Origin of the sequence: Ensifer sp. 1H6 (assembly GCF_001976035.1) — a bacterium.
Classification (GTDB): domain Bacteria; phylum Pseudomonadota; class Alphaproteobacteria; order Rhizobiales; family Rhizobiaceae; genus Ensifer; species Ensifer canadensis.
The window spans coordinates 109956-127983 of the sequence record NZ_MOAI01000022.1 but is presented as its reverse complement, the minus strand read 5'-3'; the positions used below and the strand labels follow the sequence as shown (position 1 = coordinate 127983).

The window sequence follows — 18028 nt, the reverse complement described above, 5'->3', positions numbered from 1 at the left end:
GGTTTACGCACCGGATAAACCGCATAGCGGTTTACCGAGATGGCGCGGGGTGGAGCAGCCCGGTAGCTCGTCAGGCTCATAACCTGAAGGCCGCAGGTTCAAATCCTGCCCCCGCAACCAAATCAAAAAAAAAAGCCCGCCAGGTAAATCCGGCGGGCTTTTTGGCGTTCTGGGACCAACTCCAAAGCGATGATCAGGCGGAAGGTATCGCCGGAACGGCAACCGGTTCAGCGTCCATTTTGACAAAACGAGAGCGGTATCTCGCCGAACTCGGTTGCAAAATTGTGACCGCTGCGATGATAGGCTTTCGATCATCGTCGCAACGAACTGGGTGTATTTTACTACTCAAGATATGTTACAGCGCCCAACGCCAGTGAGTGCGCTTAAAAAAACCGTATGTTGTCAACGGTTTGCCGGGACTGGTCCGATCGGATTAATCCCCATTTTCTCATGACATGATGCATGTTCGGGCATAGTATGCTGACCTTAGAGGTTGCAAACATCCTGGGGGTCGGCTCGTGTCCATCAGTTCAGGAACGCTGCGCCGCAAAGGGCGCAATGCACCCACCGGTATCGTCGTCGAACCGCATACTCTCGCCCGCACTGCCATTGTCACGCTGCTGGAGCGCGAACTGGCGGGGTGGACCTTCATCGACATGATCTCGACCGCGAGCCTGGACAGGGCACTCGGTATGGACATCCGTCTGATTACGCTGGATCTGGCGGGGAGGGACGTCGGAAGCAGCAGTCTGCGTTCCGATCTTGCGGCCATCTCCGAGCGTTTCTCCGATGCGCCGATCGCCTTGCTGTCGGATACGGACGATATCTCGATGGCAACGCAGGCGCTGCAGATGGGCATCCGCGGCTTCTTCACAACGTCGCTGCCAATCGAAATCGCTCTTGCGGGCCTCAGGTTGGTGCTGGCGGGCGGTGTGTTCTGTCCGCATCCGCTGGGGACCTTTGGCGATGGGACAGCGCTGCATTTGAGGCCTGAAGAGGCTGACCCCGCCAGGCGGCCGCGCCGCGACGATCTCCTTCATGCCGACTTCACGCCGCGGGAAACCGATGTTCTGGCTGAGTTGCAATGCGGCTCGTCCAACAAGGTTATCGCCGGCAAGCTGAACCTCTCGGGGCATACCGTGAAGATGCACCTCCAGCACATCATGCGGAAGCTGCAGGTTCAGAACCGCACGGAGGTCGTTGCCCGACTGGGCGGCAGGGCATCGCCGCGCAACGGATTGGCGATACCATAGTCGCTATCGTTATTTCGAGGCTTTCGCTAGCATCTCGCTCAGTGTCGCGGCCGTCAACATGGCTTCGGCCAGCAGTTTTTTCAGCTTCTGGTTTTCCAGCTCCAGCGCGCGTATGCGCCCAACGTCGAAGCCGACGGTTCGAAGCTGTGAGGATTGCCAGCGGTAGAAGGTCGGCTCGCTGATGCCATGGCGGTGGCAAACTTCCGCTACCGTCGCGCCGGTCCGATGTTCCCTCAGAATACCCATGATTTCGTCGTCGTCGAATTTTCGTTTGCCCATTATCGTATCCTTCGGCCGGATCAGGGGTGCCCGCGAGCCAAGAGTGGGGTGCGTCGGCAACAACGGAGCCGCACCTTCATTTGCACCGTGCACGGAGCCACCGGCCAAGGCTGTGTCAGTCCTCACGAAATGCTCTGTTGAAACTGTCAAGCAGTGGTCTCAATGCATAGAGCGCCACGCTGTTCGTACCCGTTTCGATCAGGGTTTGGGCCGGCATGCCCGCGACCAACTCGACCTCGCTCATCGTGGCCAATCGTTCATCAACGACATGGATCGTCGCGGCGTAGTAGGATTGGCCGGTCTGCTTGTCGACCAGACGGTCCGCCGAGACATATTCGACCTGACCTTTCAGCAGCGGGACCCGACGCTGGTTGTAGGGGAGCAGATGCACCTGCGCCGTGAGGCCGGGATGCACGAGATTGATGTCCTCTGGCCGGACGCGGGCGGTGACGATCAGGCGGCCTTTGCGTGGAACGAGATCGACAAGCGGTTCACCGGCGCCGATAACGCCGCCGGTTGTATGGACCCGCAAGTCCATGATCACGCCGTCCTCAGGCGCCCTGATCGCAGTTCGCGCAAGCTGGTCGTCGATCGCACGCAGCCTTTCGCTCAGTTGCAGGATCTGCGTTTCCGTTTCGCGCATGGTTTGCGCCACCTCGTTCAGGCGATCGCTTCGAAGCTTGACGAGATAGGCCTGGGCTTCGCTGATCACTTGATAGGCACGGGAGATCTGGGCGGCGCTTTCGCCGACCCGCCCGCTGATATCGGCCTTTTCCCGTTGCAGATTGAGGACACGGCTCTTCTTTTCCAGCCCCTTCTTGGTCAACGTCGTGACGCTCTCCAACTCCTGTCTGGAGATTTCGACACGTTCGCTCAGAGCCGCCTTCTGTGCGGTGAGACCGGCGACCTCCTGCTGCACCTGTTTCATCTTTTCTTCAGTGATCGCAATTTCGGCGCGCATGACCTGGCGGCGGGTTTCGAAAATCCGCTGCTGACCGGTGACGATCGCGTTGATCGCGGGATTGTCGACCATGGCGGCCAGCATTTCGGGCGGGTAGGTTATGCTGTCGGCATCGTCCTGCTCGGCAAGCAAACGCGCATGCCTTGCCTCCGCATCCCAGAGCTGCCCCTTCAGGCTGTCCCGCTCCGAGCGGAATTTGGTGTCGTCCAGGTCGATCAGGATCTGGCCGGAGGTAACGGTATCTCCGTTCTTGATGCGGATCTGCCTGATGATGCCGCCTTCGAGATGTTGGATGGTTTTGCGGCTGGATTCCGGTTCGACGACCCCCGAGGCGACTGCCGCGCTGGTAAGCGGTGCCAATGCCGACCAGGTGCCGAGGCCGACGACGAAAAAGCCGATGAGCAGATTGCCGGTCCTGGCGACGGAGCGAAGCCGCGACATCGGCGAGGCGGCGGCGAGTTCGATCGGCACGAGGCCGTCGGTCGGCGCATAGGTAAGCAATTTGCCGATTTGACCTTGCGCCTTTGCCAGATGATTGGCCGCGCTGCTTGCAACAGCGGATCGTGATGGAGGCCGGTCGATCTGTGCGGGGAGCATTGTGCGATCCCCCTCCTATGTTCCGGTCCGCGCCGGCGGTTGAAGATGAGTTTCAAAAATCTGTTCGCTGTCGCCGAAGGCGTCGACCGTGCCGTTGCGCAGGATGGCGATCTTGTTGGTGACAGGCAGAATTCCCATGCGATGGGTGATGACGACGACGATCATGCCGCGCGACCTCATCCGCGATATGGCGGTGAACAGCTTGCGCTCGCCGTCGTAGTCGAGGCTCGAATTGGGATCATCGAGCACCACCAGCGACGGATTGCCGTAGGCGGCGCGTGCCAAACCAAGCTGCTGGCGCTGCGCCCGCAGGAGCAGGCCGCCGCCTTCGCCGATATCGGTGTCGTAGCCCTTGGGCAGTCGCATGATCGTTTCATGCAAGCCGACGAGCTTGGCCGCCTCGATCGCCTTGCCGGGGTTGGATCCGTCCAGCCGGCCAATGACATCCTTGACGGCGCCGCCGAAGAGCTCGATGTCCTGCGGCAGGTAACCGACATGGCGTGTGCCCGCGCAAAGCCGCAGGGCGGAGATATCGACGCCGCCGAGAAGTGCACATCCGCTCGTGGCCGGCTCGACGCCTGCCATGATCCGGCCGAGCGTCGACTTTCCCGATCCCGATGGTCCGATCAGGGCGACGCAGTCGCCCGGCGCCAGGCGCAGGGTTACGCCCCGCAATATCTGGCGATCGGCATAGGGCAGGGTGTAGCCGACACTGTCGAGGATAAGGCCGCTCGGTTCCGGCACGGGAACCATGCGCGCGTCGCTGTCAGCGGCGACCGCAATCAGCATCTGATTGAGCCGTTCGAAGGCGCTGCGGGCAAAAGCAAAGGAGCGCCAGGCACCGATCGCCCCTTCGACCGGGGCAAGGCCGCGGCCGAGCAGCAGGCTGGCAACGAAGATGATGCCCGGACTGCTGTTTTCCTCGAGCACCAGCCAGGTGGCAGCACCCATCATCAGGATCTGCGTGAGCGTACGCACGGATTTTGACAGGCCAAGAATGATCTCGGTGCGCTGCATCGCGGCATCCTGTGCCTTCCTGGCCGCTTCGGCGTCGCGGTAGACGATCTGCGCGGCGCCGTCCTGCATGCCCATCGCACGGATAACCTGGATGTATTTGAGCGCGGTCGCAAAGCGCACGTAGCTGCGCGCAAGGGCGCGGTTGGCGTGGGTGAGCGGACGTCGGGTCGCCAGTTCGGTGAGGACGGCCAGGAGCAGCAGCGAGACGGCGCTCAGCACGCCGATCACTCCGAGCAGCGGATGGACGAGAAACAGCAGCAGCAGGAACACGGGCGCCCAGGGAACGTCGAAGAGCAGCGAACTTGCCGGCGAATCCAGAAACTGCCTGAGCGTCGACAGGTCCTTGTAGCAATCGGTCGCAACTGCGGTGCTGGTACGGGCGCCATATTCGAAGGAGGCCGTGAGAACCACCGGGCGCAACCGGTGATCAAGCCAACTGCCGATGCGCGACAGGGCGGCGCGGCGAACGATATCCAGGAGCGATCCGACCACCACGGCGACCGCAACGATCAGCGTCAGCATCACCAGCGTATCGGCGCTGCGGCTCGACAGCACGCGATCGTAGATCTGCAGCAGATAGATGGAGGGGGTGAGCAGAAAGAGATTGTAGCCGCAGCTATAGAGGAAGACCAGGCCAAAGGCGCTGGCGCAGGCCCTGAGGGCCATGACCAGATGCGTTGGTTCGCGCGGCGTGGGTGTCGAATTGGCTGTCATTATCAGATCTCGGTGCAATCGATTCTGACAAGGCAAGGGCTTGGCAAGACGCATGCAAGGATGAGGATCGTCGGCCGAAACCGGCGATCCTCATGAAAAATTCACGAACCGATGTCGTTGAGGTCGATCGATCCGAATGCGTTGATGAAATGGTCGAGCGCGTTCGAGACCGATGTGGTTTCGGTCGTGGTGTCTATGTCCGTTGACGTGTTGGTTTCCGTGAACGGATTGGTGTGAACCAAGGCCGAGGAGATATCGCCGCCCTGTGCAAGGTTGCCATTGCCGCCATTGCCGCCGACGCCGGCGAGAATGGTTGCATGCTGGTCGGCCAGGAACTGGGTGTTCTGCGTTGCCGTTGTGTCTGCAGCAACCGCTGCAACATTGCCACCGCTGGTGTTGCCTTGATCGCCATTGGAATAGGCGTCGCCGCCGGCGCCGCCCGAGCCGTTGTTGGTCAGCACGGCCAACAGGCCGTCCCGTGCCTGGGCAAGTCCACCGTCGCCGCCGTCACCGGTTCCCCATCCGGCGTCCTGCCAGACATGATCGCCGTTGTAGAGCTTGGTGTAGGCACCTTCTACCGTTTGTGAATTGGCGACATAGGCGACCGGATTGTAGTGAATATCACCATAGTTGAAGCCGTCGCCGCCGTTGCCGGCGCTTGCATCGCCAGCATTGGAGTCGGTGAGGTTGATCGTGTCAGATGCTTGCGGAATAGGCATAGCGTTGCTCCTCTAAGTATCGTGACCCCCGTGTTCTCTTAAGCGGTTCGGTGCCAGCGATACCGTTTGGCAGACGGGGTAACCGCGATTGAATGGTGAGCGCTATCGAGCGTGCGAACTAGCTGGATATTCGGTGACGTCCCTTTGGGCGGGGTATGGGGCGCTGGCTTGCCATGCGGGAGTGCGTGGTATCGGCGACAGACAAACGCACCCGACTGCGGGTGCGTTTTGACATTCGTGCCGGGTCAGGTTCGAAACGGACTGTGCGAGCTGTCCGACTTCAGATTCCATCGACAAGGCTGAGGATATCGTCCACGAGCGCCGAATGGGCATCCGACAGATTGCCCTCACCGCCAAGACCACCGACGCCAGCCATCTGTAGCGCGTGCTGGTCGAAGAGCACGTGATCAAGCTGCTGGGCATCGGCCGTGCCACCGGCCGGTACCGCAATGTTGATCGGGTGGAAATAACCAATGCTGACATCGACCATGCTGCCGTTCGAGTAACCGGACCCACCACCGCCAGCCATCTGGTCGCCGGTGAAGATCGTGTCGGACGACAGGTTGAAGCCACCGCCGGCACCGCCGATACCGGCGATCTGCACGCCGCCCTGATCGAAGATGGCGTTGTTGGTCTGGTGAGCCGAGGCGGCTCCGCCGGCCGCACCGATGGCGATGTTGATCGGCGAAAACACCGCCACGTTCACATCGATCATGCTGCCGATGAAGGTGCCGTCACCGCCGTGTCCGGCGAAGTTGTCGCCGGTGAAGGTGATGGATGTCCCATGGTTGGCGGATGTGCCGCCGCCGGCAATGTTGTGGTCGCCGCCCGATCCGCCGATGCCGCCGATCTGGGTGGCGCCTTGCAGCATTGCCGCGTTGTTGGCCTGATTGGCCGTCGCCGTCGATCCCGGCCCTGCCGCAACGGCGGTATTCACCGGGGCAAATACCCCCACATCCGTGCTGACCAGGCTGCCGATGAAGGTGCCGTGGCCACCGCCGCCGGCATTGCCGCCGCCGCTGCCCGCAAGATTGCCGCTGCCGCCGTCGCCTCCCATGCCGGCCATTTCGGTGGCGTGCTGGTTGATCAGGGCGTCATTGCCCTGCTGCGCATCCGCGGCCGAATGCGGGCCGGTGATAGCAGCGTTGGAGGGCATGAAAACGGCGAGCGTATTGCTGTCGAGGGTACCGATGCTGGTTCCATTACCCCCGGCACCGGCCGAATTGTGGTCCGGATCCGGAACGAGATCGAGGGGAAGCCAGGTGGGGACCAACGCGAGATGCCCGCCGGCAGCGGTCGCGACCGTGTTCTGATTGGTGTTCGCATTCGGCGCCGCTTCCGACAAGGGACGATTTTCCGTCATTGCCGTTTCTCCAATCCACGGTTCAGCCCAGGCCCTGCGATATCGCGCAGGACATGGGTCCGCATTAAACCGCTATTCTGAAGCCAGATGCTGGAAAAGAAGAGCCTGCAATTCGTCTACATCCAATTGGGCAGGACCCGGCCGTTTGGGCGTAGGGCGGCAGGCTCGTTGCGCCAACTTGGCACAACCTATGGTGTGTACCGTCGTGTGGTCATCATTTGTGCATTGAAAAAGAGAGAGCGTATGCAATAGTGTCAACCAACACTTGCGGCGGCCGATGCGCTGCCAACATATGAGACCAGCAGACAGGCAGATAGAAACCCACGCACCAGCAGGCAAGACAGGTGACGCAACAGTGCGTCCGAACGGGGAGGGGAAATGGCAGTGAAGAGTGTCATCCGTTTGCATCGATCGATCTGCTTCCTGGCGACTGCGTGTTTGTTGATACCGGAGCCCTACACTTACAACTTTAGCGCCTTTGCGCAGGAGCAGGCGGCCACCGATCCTTCGGCTGCCCAGCAGGCCGACGCGGACACGCCGGAGCCGCTCAGCGAAGAAGAGCTCGAAATCCTTGTCGCCCGCATCGCGCTTTATCCAGACGAACTGGTCGCGCTCATCGCGTCGGCTTCGCTCTTTCCGCTGCAGATCGTCGAAGCTGAGCGTTATCTTGATAACCTCAAGAAGAACAAGGACCTGAAGCCCAAGGACACGTGGGATGGCAGCGTCATTTCACTTCTGAACTATCCCGATATCGTCAAGATGATGAGCGAGGATATCGATTGGACGCAGTCCCTTTCCGATGCAATGGCCTACCAGCAAAAGGATGTGCTGATCGCCATTCAGCAGCTGCGCGACAAGGCGGTCGCTTCAGGCGTGCTCAAGACCGACGACAAGATGAAGGTCGTTCAGGAGAACGACAACGTCATCATTCAGGCGGCCAATCCGGAAAAGATCTATGTGCCGCAATACGAGCCGGAGATGCTCTACGCGCCAAACTATGCGCCCCAACCGTTGTCCTACTATCCCGAGCCCTATCCGAACTACTACTATCCAACGGCGACGTTCTTTGCCGGTGTGGTCACCGGCGCGGTGTTCGGTGCGATGGTCGATTGGGACGACTGGGGTGTTTGGGGTGGGCGCTACAATGGCGACATCGACGTCGACTGCAACAAGTGCTTCAACAACGTCGATATCAACGGCAAGGTCAAGTTCAACGACATCGACTGGAAGAATGTCGACCGCAGCAAGATCAATATCGACAAGGACCAGTTCGCCAAGTTCGACCGTTCGAACATGAAGAACAGCATCGAAGCCAACGGCAATAACAACATCCGCGACAAGGCCAAGATCACCAGAAGCGATGCGAGTGCCAACCTGCGCCAGAAGGTAGACACGGGCTCCTTCAAGGATCTGAAGGATGTTCGCAGCAACAAGATCGATGGTGCGAAGAACCGGCCGGCTAATGCAAGGCCGAACGCTGGATCCGCGGCGGCGCAGCGGCCCGGGAACATCTCGAAACCCGGCGGCGGTTCCGGCGGCAAGGCCAACCGACCGGCGAGCAAGCCGCGTCCGGCAGGAAAAGCCGACAATCGTCCGCGCAAGCCATCAGGTCTGGGCGAAGTGCGGCCGGGCAAGGTGACGCAAGTGCAATCGCGGCGCGGCGGCCAGGCGATGGGTGGCGGCGCCCGCAGTGGGGGGCGTGCCGCATCGGTCCGTTGGACACGGCGGCGGCGGTGGGGCTCGCCATGGTGGTGGCGGTGGACGCGGTGGTGGCGGACGTCGTGGTTGAGCGCGAGAAACAGGAGGGTATGGTCATGACCAGGTATCATCGTCAGAGCATGATTTTCCGTTCGGGTGTCGGGCTGCTGCTGCTCGGCCTGTCGGGCTACGCCGGAGCGACGTTGGCGGCAGAGAGCCAGCCGGCCGAACTTGCAGACTATATCTCGCAGACCGATCCTCCCACCTTCGACGATTCGGACAAGGCGGCTTCAGCCTTCAAGGATGCAATGAGTTCGAGCGATTTCGGCAAACTTGCCGCGCTGCTGGGCCTTGATGCCGAAAAGCTGAAAACAGGCGAAGGTGTGATGAACACCTACGAACAGATCAAGGCGGGTGCCGCCAAAAAGGTGATCCTGACCGACGCGGGCGAAAACAAGATTGTCGAGATCGGCGATCAGCTCTGGCCCTTGCCCTTCCCGATCGTCAAGGGGGAAGACGGCAAGTGGGCGTTCGACACCTATGCCGGGATCGAAGAGATCATCAATCGCCGCGTTGGTGAGAATGAGCTTGAGGCGATCAACACGGCGCGAGCCTATGTGGACGCGCAGGAAGAATACACTCAAGAAGATCACGACGGCGATGGCGTGTTCGAATATGCCCAGAAGCTGATTTCGAGCGAAGGCAAGACCGATGGCCTCTACTGGCCGGCAGAGCAGGGGGATGGTGACAGCCCTGCAGGCGATCTTTCGCAGGCTCAATTGGACAAGGCCAAGGCCGACGAAGGCTATTATGGCTACCGCTTCAAGATCCTGACGCGGCAGGGCGGAAACATCGCCGGCGGCTCCTACGATTATGTCATCAACGGCAACATGATCGCAGGGTTTGGGCTGGTGGCCTGGCCGGTGAAATACGGTGAGACCGGCGTTCATACCTTTGTCGTCAACCGGAACGGCATCGTCTATCAGGCGGATCTCGGCGCGGACACCGCTGCGATGGCGCGCGATATCAAGCAGTTCAATCCCAACGACAACTGGACCATCACCGAGGATTGAGCGCCATTGAGTATTGAAGAAAAGGTTCGCAAGAGCGCCGAACAGGGAACGGCAACATCGCCGCGCCGCGATCTTTCGCCGGGCGAGTATCTCGCCGCGCATGGCGGGCCGTTTTTCGAATTGCAACGCCGGCTCGGGTTACTACGCGAACATGCGCTGAAGACCGGAAGGCGCGCGCTGTTGTTCGTAGCGCTTGCCTGGTTGGTGCCGTTGCTGCTTGGGCTGCCGCGCAGCTTTCTTTCCGTCGACGCGCCAGGCTCCTATCTCGGTGATCTGGGCGTCTGGGGCCGGTTTGCCATCGGCGTCGGCGCGTTTGTGCTGGCCGAACAGCAGGTCGAGCGCGGATTGCACATCAAGCTCGGGCAGTTCCTGAAGGCGCCGATCGTCGCGCCGGGCTCGGTGCAGGCATTTGGCGACGCCGTGACGGTTGCGCTTGCCCGCCGCGACTCGCGGCTAGCGGAGGCGGTCTGTCTTGGCTTGGCGCTTCTTGCCGCCATCTTTGCCTACCTCAACATGCGCACGTCGGGTGTCGCATCCTGGGCGGTCGACGTCTCCGCGGAGGGGCGGCGGATCACGGCGGCCGGCTGGTGGACGATCGTCGTCAGCCAGCCGCTGTTCGTGTTCCTGTTGCTGCGCGGGCTGTGGCGACACCTCGTCTGGGCGCAGCTTCTGCGCCGGATCGCTCGACTGGAACTTCGGCTTGTCGCGACGCATCCAGACGGCAATGGCGGGCTCTCTTTTCTTGCGAGCTATCCCAACGCCTATGTTCTCTTCATCTTCGGTATCAGTGCCGCGATAGGTGCTGCGATCGCCAAGCATCTGCTGCAGGAAAGCCTGACAACCACCACCTTCAGCACGATCGCAACCGGCTGGCTGGTGATCGTGCTGGCGCTCTTTGCCTACCCGCTGTCGGCTTTCTCGAAGCCGCTTGGACAGTTGAAGGAGCGCAGCCTGTTGATGCTGGGGACGCAGGCGACCCGCTATCACCGCTCAAACGAGCGGAAGATACTGGGCACCAATGTGGTGGCGGCAAGCACCGACGAGGTTCAGCAGCAGGCCGATGACATCGCCGACCCGACGAAACAGTTTGAAACGACGCGCAAGCTGTCGGCGATGCTGTTGAGCCGCACGGCAGTCGTGCCGGTGGCGGCAGCTGCCCTCCTGCCGATCGCCGCTGCCGGCGTCACCATTCTTCCCTATAAGGAAGTGTTCTCCGTCCTCAAGAAGTTGCTGTTGCTCTGAGCGGTGCAAACTTCCCGGTCATGGCGCGGCACCAAAGAAGGTGAGGCGGCTGAAGAGCACGTAGTGCGATTCCGATACCATCAGCGCGACGAAGACCAGTACCAGAAGCGGCGGCAGCAGGATCGCGTAGATCAACGCCAGACGTTCCCAGGCCATATGCATGAAGACGGCAACGATGAGCCCCGCCTTGAGCATCATGAAGATGAGGATCAGCGACCATCTGAGATAGCCCTGCAGGCCGACGTAATCGACCAGGTAAGAGAAGGTGCTGAGCACGAAAAGTAGGCCCCAGACCAGCAGATAGAGACCGATCGGGTGCTGTTGGTGCTCTTTGACCGCGATATGTGCCGGTGCGTCAGTCATGGCTGTTCCTCACCAGAGATAGAAGAATGCGAAGATGAAGACCCAGACGAGGTCCACGAAGTGCCAGTAAAGGCCGGTGATTTCGACGATCTCGTATTGCCCCTTGCGGCTGGTGAAAAAGCCGCGCTTGCCGGTTTCGAAGTCGCCGCGCCAGACCTTGCGCGCGATGATCAAGAGGAAGATGACGCCGATCGTCACGTGCGTTCCGTGGAAGCCGGTGATCATGAAGAAGGTGGAGCCGAACTGCGGCGCACCCCACGGGTTGCCCCAGGGCCGAACGCCTTCGGAGATCAGCTTGGTCCATTCGAAGGCCTGCATGCCGACGAACGTGGCGCCGAAGAGTGCCGTCAGCATCATCAGGATCGCCGTCTTGCGCCGGTCGTGGCGATAGCCGAAGTTGACCGCCATGGCCATGGTGCCGCTCGATGAAATCAGCACGAAGGTCATGATGGCGATCAGGATCAGGGGGACGTCCGAACCGCCGATATGCAGCGCGAAGACCTCGCTCGGGTTCGGCCAGGGGACCGCGGTCGACATGCGCGCCGACATGTAGGCGACGAGGAAGCAGCCGAAGACGAAGGTATCGCTCAGGAGAAAGATCCACATCATGGCCTTTCCCCAGGAGACATTCTTGAAGGCGCGCTGATCCGATGCCCAATCGGCGGCAAAGCCGGCGAGACCCGAAGGCCGGGGCAAGGGCTCTGTGACAGGTGCATGTGTCGGCGCGGACATGGGCGGCTCCTAGGTCAAGATTTGCCGGCAGAGGTCGATGAAGTCGTTGGCCCAGCCGGAAAACAGCGCAAACAGCACGAGCCAGACAGCGAGCATGAAATGCCAGTAGGTGGCGCAGAGCGTGATTGACAGGGTCGCCCTTTCATCGATCGGCCCCTTGCGCGTGGCGAGAATGGTGCGGGCAAGCGCGATCAGGCCGCCGACGATGTGCAGGCCGTGCATGCCGGTGATCATGTAGAAGAAGCTGTTGGCCGCATTGCCGGTGAGGAGGTATCCGGCATCGGTGAGCTCGCGCCAGGCGAAGACCTGGCCGACGAGGAAGCCGAGGCCCAAGGTAAGGGCGGCGATGAGCGCCGTGCGGCTTGCTTCGTCACGGTGGCGTTCGGCCGATACCTTGGCGGCATGAAGCATCAGGCTTCCGGCAGCGAGCACCGCCGTGTTCAGCCATAGGAGCGTCGGCATCGGCGTCGACCACCAGTCGGTCGATGCCATGCGCATGAAGTAGGCGCTGATGAACAGGGTGAACAGCGCGCCGACGACGGCGAGAAAGACGCCGAGGCCAATTTTGGCCGGTTCGATCGGGTGGCGGCCCTGCGGGCGCGGGTCGTGGTGGTGGCCGACCTCCAGCCAGGGCTTCGACATCATCCGCTGCTGCGACAGCCACCATCCCGCGATCGCCGCGATGACGGCGAGGAAGATCAGTGTCACGCTCATGTCGCGGTCTCCCGCGTCAGGTTGTCGGGGCCGGGCTGGTTCTGTGGGATGAAATCCTCCGGTGCGCCGGGCACGCTATAGTCATAGGCCCAGCGATAGACCACCGGCAGATCCTTGCCCCAGTTGCCATGGCGTGGCGGCGTTTCCGGCGTCTGCCATTCGAGCGTCGTTGCCCGCCATGGATTGCCGCCGGCCTCGCGGCCGTGGCGAATGCTCCAGACGAGATTGAAGAGGAAGACGATCTGCGCCGCGCCGACGATGAGCGCAACGATGGTGATGAACTCGTTGAGCGTGTGGGCCGAGGCCGGGACAAAGGCGGTTTCGCCCATCTCGTAGTAGCGCCGGGGCACGCCGATCAGGCCGAGATAGTGCATCGGGAAGAAGATGAGGTATGCGCCGACGAAGGTGACCCAGAAATGAAGCTGGCCCATCGCCTCGTTGAGCATGCGGCCGGTGACCTTCGGATACCAGTGATAGATGGCGCCGAAGATGACGAGGATCGGCGCGACACCCATGACCATGTGGAAATGGGCAACGACGAACATCGTATCGGAAAGCGGCACGTCGACGACGACGTTGCCGAGGAAGAGGCCGGTCAGCCCGCCATTGACGAAGGTAACGATGAAACCGAGCGCAAACAGCATCGGCAGGTTGAGATGGATATCGCCGCGCCACAGCGTCAGCACCCAGTTGTAGACCTTGAGCGCGGTCGGCACGGCAATGATCAGCGTGGTTGTGGCGAAGAAGAAACCGAAATAGGGGTTCATGCCGCTGACATACATGTGGTGCGCCCAGACGACGAAGGAAAGCGCGCCGATGATGACGATCGCCCAGACCATCATGCGGTAGCCGAAGATGTTCTTTCGGGCATGGGTACTGATGAGATCGGAGACGATGCCGAACGCGGGAAGGGCGACGATGTAGACTTCGGGGTGGCCGAAGAACCAGAAGAGATGCTGGAACAGGATCGGGCTGCCACCGCCATGCTGCAGCTGTTCGCCCATTTCGACGATCGCCGGCATGAAGAAGCTGGTGCCGAGCACCCGGTCGAACATCATCATGACGCAGGCGACGAAGAGGGCGGGGAAGGCGAGCAGCGCCATCACCGTCGCGGTGAAGATGCCCCAGATCGTCAGCGGCATACGCATCAGCGTCATGCCGCGTGCGCGGCCCTGGAGCACCGTCACCACATAGTTGAGCCCGCCCATGGTGAAACCGATGATGAAAAGGATGAGCGAGGAGAGCATCAGCACGATGCCCCAGTCCTTGCCTCCGGGTGTGCCTGAAAGCACGGCTTGCGGCGGATACAGCGTCCAGCCGGCGCCGGTCGGTCCGCCGGGGGCAAAGAAGCTGGCGACCAGCACGAGCACGGCGAGAAGGTAGAGCCAGTAGCTCAGCATGTTGGCGTAGGGAAACACCATGTCGCGTGCGCCGAGCATCAGCGGGATCAGGTAGTTGCCGAAGCCGCCGAGAAACAGCGCGGTCAGCAGGTAGATCACCATGATCATGCCGTGCATGGTGATGAACTGGTAGTAACGCTCCGCATCGATGAAGGCGAAGGCGCCGGGAAAGCCAAGCTGCAGGCGCATCAGCCAGGAGAGAACCAACGCAACCATGCCGATGGCGATGGCGGTCGAGGCATATTGCACGGCGATGATCTTGGCGTCCTGGCTGAAGACATAGCGCGTCCACCAACTGTGGGGGTGGTAGAGTTCAACATCCTCCACCTCGGCGTGTCCGAGCGCGCCATCTGTGCCTGACCGGATGTCGACCATCTATACTCTCCCAATTGCCGTCGGGGCGCCTCCTACCGCGCCGGGGCGGCATTTTCTGCCTGTGCCGTTTCCTTCGTCTGCGCTGCTGCCATCAACTGCGAAAAGGTCTGCTGGCTCGCGAGCCAGGTCTGATAGTCCTCCGCGCTGTCGACGACGACGGTACCGCGCATCTGCGGGTGGCCGACGCCGCAGAGCTCCGCGCAGAGCACTTCGAAGGTGCCGGTGCGCGTGGGGGTCAGCCAGAAATAGGTCACCATGCCGGGCACCATGTCCATCTTGGCGCGGAACTCCGGCACGTAGAAATCATGCAGCACATCGACGGAGCGCAGCAGCACCTTGACCGGCTTGCCGATCTCGAGGTGCAGCTCGCCGCCTTCTATGACGACGTCATCCAGGGCGGCCGTGTCGTTGCGGTTGAGGCCAAGCGAATTTTCCGGCGAGACGTCGCGTGTCTCGGAGGTGCCGAGCTTGCCGTCGACGCCGGGCAGGCGGTAGCTCCACAACCATTGTTGGCCGACGATTTCGACCTCGCTAGCACCGTCGGGAACGGTGACGAACTGATGCCAGACGAACAGGCCAGGCGTCAGCATGGCGGCGACGCCGAGCGTCGTGCCGGCGGCAAGCCAGCTTTCGAGCTTCTTGTTCTCAGGTTCATAGGCCGCCTTGTTTCCCGGGCGGTGCCGAAAACGCAGGACGCAGTAGGCCATGAACAGGACGACGGCGACGAAGACGACGCCGGTGATCCAGAAGGTGATGATGAGTGTATTGTCTATGTAGTTCCAGTTGGACGCGATCGGCGTCCACCACCATGGGCTCAACAAATGGAACAACACCGATCCGGCGGCCAGCAAAACCAGAATAACCACCACGGCCATTTCTTGTCCCTCCTCGCCGCTCGCGGCTGTGGGCATGAATACGCAATCCGTAGAGTTCTAAATGCAATTATTGCACGAACGGAAAATACTCGCAATTGACCGTTCGGTTGAGCGCCTGCCGGCAACTCAACCCATTTCGTCTACTGCGAATATTGCTTGAGATAGGCGAGCAGGTTGGAGATATCGCCTTCGTCCTTCAGGCCGGGAAAGACCATCTTTGTGCCCTTCACTTTCGCCTTCGGATTGTGGAGATAATCGCGCAGCGTCGCCTCGTCCCAGACAAGCCCACCCTTGCCGGCATCGATCATCGCCGGCGAATACTTGAAGTCCGGATGCGTGCCGGCTGTTCTGCCCAGCACATGATTGAGCGAAGGACCGACCTTGTTGGTGTCGCTGTCGGCGACATGACAGATGGCGCATTTCTTGAAGACGGTCGCGCCGGCCCCCGCATCGCCCTCTTGCGCGAGGGCGGCGACGGGACAGAGCAGCGTTGTGGAAAAGGCAAGGGCAACAACAAAATTTCGCATGACACTTCCTCAATATCGCCGGGCGCGGGGCAAGGAAGGCTATCGTCAATTCATCGTATTGGCGGTACTTGCTTCTCTCAATTGGGCGCCACGGGCGGTTGATACTTGCGACGGCATGACGGTACGCCTCGTCCGGAAGATGTCAATCTCCGGTCTTGGGCGATATCGCTCGCGCCGCGTCACTTTCCGCCAGCCGCTACGGCCGGCGCGGCAATCAGACCCGATTGCCGGCGGCGTCGAAGAAATGCAGTCGCTCGGGCGCAGTCGTACCGGGATTTCGCCGGCTGCATTGAGGAAAGTGCGGTCGTTGGTAAAGGCCTTGAAGCTGGCCTTGCCGAAGGACAAATGCAGGATGATGCCGAAGCCGGTTGGTTCGACCAGGTCGACCGTTGCCTTCAGCGCATCCGGCGCCGTGGTGCCGAGCTCGACATGTTCCGGCCGAATGCCGAGCGTCGTGCTGGCCCCGTCAATCAGTTCCGCATGCACTTGCGCCGGAATGGTTACGCCGCCCGCAGTCTCGAAACGTGGCGCTTCGCCGTTTCGGTAGGTGCCTTCGAAGAAGTTCATGCCGGGCGAGCCGATGAAGCCGGCAACGAAGAGGTTTGCCGGACGGTCGTAGAGATCGAGCGGGCTGCCGACCTGCTGCACGAAACCGCCGTTCATGGCGACGATCCGGTCGGCAAGTGTCATCGCCTCGATCTGGTCGTGGGTGACGTAGATCGAGGTGGCGCCCAGATCCTTGTGCAGCTTCTTGATCTCGGCGCGCATCTGTTCGCGCAGGCGCGCGTCGAGGTTTGACAGCGGCTCGTCGAAGAGAAAGGCCTTGGGTTCGCGCACGATGGCGCGGCCCATGGCGACGCGCTGGCGCTGGCCACCGGAAAGGGCGCGCGGGCGACGCTCGAGCAGCGGGTCGAGACCGAGCTTCGACGCAGCACCGGAGACGACGCTGGCGATCTTTTCCTTGGCCGTCTTCCGGAGCCTTAGGCTGTAGCTCATGTTGTTGGCGACCGACATATGCGGATAGAGCGCATAGGACTGGAACACCATGGCGATGTCGCGGTCCTTCGGGGCCAGTTCGTTGACGCGTTTTCCGGCGATGCGGATTTCGCCTGACGTCACGCTTTCAAGGCCGGCGATCATGCGCAGCAGGGTGGACTTGCCGCAGCCGGACGGGCCGACCAGCACGACGAATTCGCCGTCGCCGATCTTCAGGTCCACATCGTGCAGGACCGGGTGGATGCCGTAGGATTTACGGATGTTGGCGATATCGATGGAAGCCATGGTGGTATCCTCAGCCTTTGACCGCGCCGGCCGTCAGGCCCTGGACGAGATAGCGTTGAATGAGCAGGAAGAAGAGGCAGGCCGGGATCAGCGCCAGCACGCCGGCGGCCATCATCTGGCCGAAGTCGACCGAGAATTTCGACACGAAGGACAGCAGCCCGACCGGAAAAGTCGCCTGGTCGTTGCCCGAGATCAGCATCAGCGAAAACAGAAGCTCGCTCCAGGCAGCGGTGAAGACGAAGCCGAGGGTTGCGGCAATGCCCGGAAGCGTCAGCGGCAGGATGATCTGGCGGAAGGCCACGAACTGGGTTGCGCCGTCGATCATCGCCGCCTCTTCGAGATCCTTCGGAATACCGTCGAAGAAGGACTGCATCAGGAAGGTGGCAAACGGCACGTTGAAAGCGGTGTAGACGATGACGAGGCCGGTCAGGCTGTTGGTGAGGCCGAGCGGCGACAGGATCTTGAAGATCGGTGCGACGAGCATGACGAGCGGGAACATCTGCGTCAGCAGCATCAGCGCCACCAGCCAGTACTTTCCGCGGAAGTTGAAGCGCGACAGCGCGTATCCCGAGAGCGAGGCAAGGATGGTGACGATGATCGCCGTCGAGCCCGAAACGATCAGGCTGTTTTTGAAGAACACCGGGAAGGCGCTGTGGCGCAGCACGAAATCGAAATGCTCGAGGCTGGCGCGCGAAGGCCACATCCGAATGCCTTCGGAGTAGAGCAGGTCGTTGGGCGTGACTGCGACCTTCAGCAGCCAGTAGAGCGGGAAGAGCGCGAAGGCGATATAGGCGAGGATCGCCAGTCGATGTGCGGCTACGAGAAGGATGGGTTTGGCGCGCATG

General features: G+C 61.3%; 15 protein-coding genes, 1 tRNA gene and 2 pseudogenes. 5 read left to right on the top strand and 13 right to left on the bottom strand.

Annotation, left to right across the window (positions count from 1 at the left end; all coding sequences use genetic code 11):
* Positions 1-43: 43 nt before the first annotated feature.
* Positions 44-120: transfer RNA gene (locus tag BKP54_RS23795), tRNA-Met, on the top strand.
* A 398-nt stretch (positions 121-518) separates the two neighbouring features.
* Positions 519-1253 (top strand): response regulator transcription factor, encoded by a 735-nt coding sequence (locus BKP54_RS23790; RefSeq protein WP_025428209.1) that lies wholly within the window; start codon positions 519-521, stop codon positions 1251-1253.
* Positions 1254-1262: 9 nt separating this feature from the next.
* On the opposite strand, the gene BKP54_RS23785 is transcribed toward BKP54_RS23790, so the two are convergent.
* The 5 genes from BKP54_RS23785 to BKP54_RS23765 all read right to left on the bottom strand — a co-directional run bounded on the left by BKP54_RS23785 (position 1263) and on the right by BKP54_RS23765 (position 6903).
* Positions 1263-1640, bottom strand: a complete 378-nt coding sequence (locus BKP54_RS23785; protein ID WP_128090485.1) for a transposase — start codon at positions 1638-1640, stop codon at positions 1263-1265.
* 7 nt (positions 1641-1647) lie between these two features.
* Positions 1648-3090 (bottom strand): HlyD family type I secretion periplasmic adaptor subunit, encoded by a 1443-nt coding sequence (locus BKP54_RS23780; RefSeq protein WP_025428207.1) that lies wholly within the window; start codon positions 3088-3090, stop codon positions 1648-1650.
* A 15-nt stretch (positions 3091-3105) separates the two neighbouring features.
* Positions 3106-4821: a type I secretion system permease/ATPase gene (locus BKP54_RS23775; RefSeq protein ID WP_025428206.1), complete on the bottom strand. Its 1716-nt coding sequence runs from the start codon at positions 4819-4821 to the stop codon at positions 3106-3108.
* A 101-nt stretch (positions 4822-4922) separates the two neighbouring features.
* Positions 4923-5540: a hypothetical protein gene (locus tag BKP54_RS23770; RefSeq protein ID WP_025428205.1), complete on the bottom strand. Its 618-nt coding sequence runs from the start codon at positions 5538-5540 to the stop codon at positions 4923-4925.
* A gap of 280 nt (positions 5541-5820) precedes the next feature.
* Positions 5821-6903 (bottom strand): hypothetical protein, encoded by a 1083-nt coding sequence (locus tag BKP54_RS23765; protein ID WP_025428204.1) that lies wholly within the window; start codon positions 6901-6903, stop codon positions 5821-5823.
* A 414-nt stretch (positions 6904-7317) separates the two neighbouring features.
* On the opposite strand from BKP54_RS23765, the pseudogene BKP54_RS23760 reads away from it, so the two are divergent.
* The 3 genes and pseudogenes from BKP54_RS23760 (at position 7318) to BKP54_RS23750 (ending at position 10916) form a co-directional block, all read left to right on the top strand.
* Positions 7318-8692 (top strand): annotated as a pseudogene (locus BKP54_RS23760) (DUF3300 domain-containing protein).
* 49 nt (positions 8693-8741) lie between these two features.
* The gene (locus BKP54_RS23755) at positions 8742-9674 is read left to right on the top strand and encodes a DUF2950 domain-containing protein (RefSeq protein ID WP_225906282.1); all 933 of its coding nucleotides are present in this window, start codon (positions 8742-8744) and stop codon (positions 9672-9674) included.
* Between the two features lie 6 nt (positions 9675-9680).
* On the top strand, positions 9681-10916 hold the full coding sequence (locus BKP54_RS23750; RefSeq protein WP_025428201.1) for a hypothetical protein: 1236 nt from the start codon (positions 9681-9683) through the stop codon (positions 10914-10916).
* 18 nt (positions 10917-10934) lie between these two features.
* On the opposite strand, the gene BKP54_RS23745 is transcribed toward BKP54_RS23750, so the two are convergent.
* From BKP54_RS23745 to BKP54_RS23710, 8 genes and pseudogenes are all read right to left on the bottom strand, one after another.
* Positions 10935-11279, bottom strand: coding sequence for a cytochrome C oxidase subunit IV family protein (locus BKP54_RS23745; RefSeq protein WP_025428200.1), 345 nt, complete (start codon positions 11277-11279; stop codon positions 10935-10937).
* Positions 11280-11288: 9 nt separating this feature from the next.
* On the bottom strand, positions 11289-12011 hold the full coding sequence (locus BKP54_RS23740; protein ID WP_025428199.1) for a heme-copper oxidase subunit III family protein: 723 nt from the start codon (positions 12009-12011) through the stop codon (positions 11289-11291).
* Between the two features lie 9 nt (positions 12012-12020).
* Positions 12021-12725 carry a cytochrome c oxidase subunit 3 gene (locus BKP54_RS23735; RefSeq protein WP_025428198.1) on the bottom strand — a complete coding sequence of 235 codons (705 nt, stop codon included), beginning with the start codon at positions 12723-12725 and terminating at the stop codon, positions 12021-12023.
* Positions 12722-14500: a cytochrome c oxidase subunit I gene (ctaD, locus tag BKP54_RS23730; protein ID WP_025428197.1), complete on the bottom strand. Its 1779-nt coding sequence runs from the start codon at positions 14498-14500 to the stop codon at positions 12722-12724. Before ctaD ends, BKP54_RS23735 begins: the two co-directional genes overlap by 4 nt.
* A gap of 32 nt (positions 14501-14532) precedes the next feature.
* Positions 14533-15375, bottom strand: coding sequence for a cytochrome c oxidase subunit II (locus tag BKP54_RS23725; protein ID WP_025428196.1), 843 nt, complete (start codon positions 15373-15375; stop codon positions 14533-14535).
* Between the two features lie 140 nt (positions 15376-15515).
* On the bottom strand, positions 15516-15902 hold the full coding sequence (locus tag BKP54_RS23720) for a cytochrome c family protein (protein ID WP_025428195.1): 387 nt from the start codon (positions 15900-15902) through the stop codon (positions 15516-15518).
* Positions 15903-16116: 214 nt separating this feature from the next.
* Positions 16117-17183 (bottom strand): annotated as a pseudogene (ugpC, locus tag BKP54_RS23715) (sn-glycerol-3-phosphate ABC transporter ATP-binding protein UgpC).
* 10 nt (positions 17184-17193) lie between these two features.
* Positions 17194-18027: a carbohydrate ABC transporter permease gene (locus tag BKP54_RS23710; RefSeq protein ID WP_025428193.1), complete on the bottom strand. Its 834-nt coding sequence runs from the start codon at positions 18025-18027 to the stop codon at positions 17194-17196.
* Position 18028 lies beyond the last annotated feature (1 nt).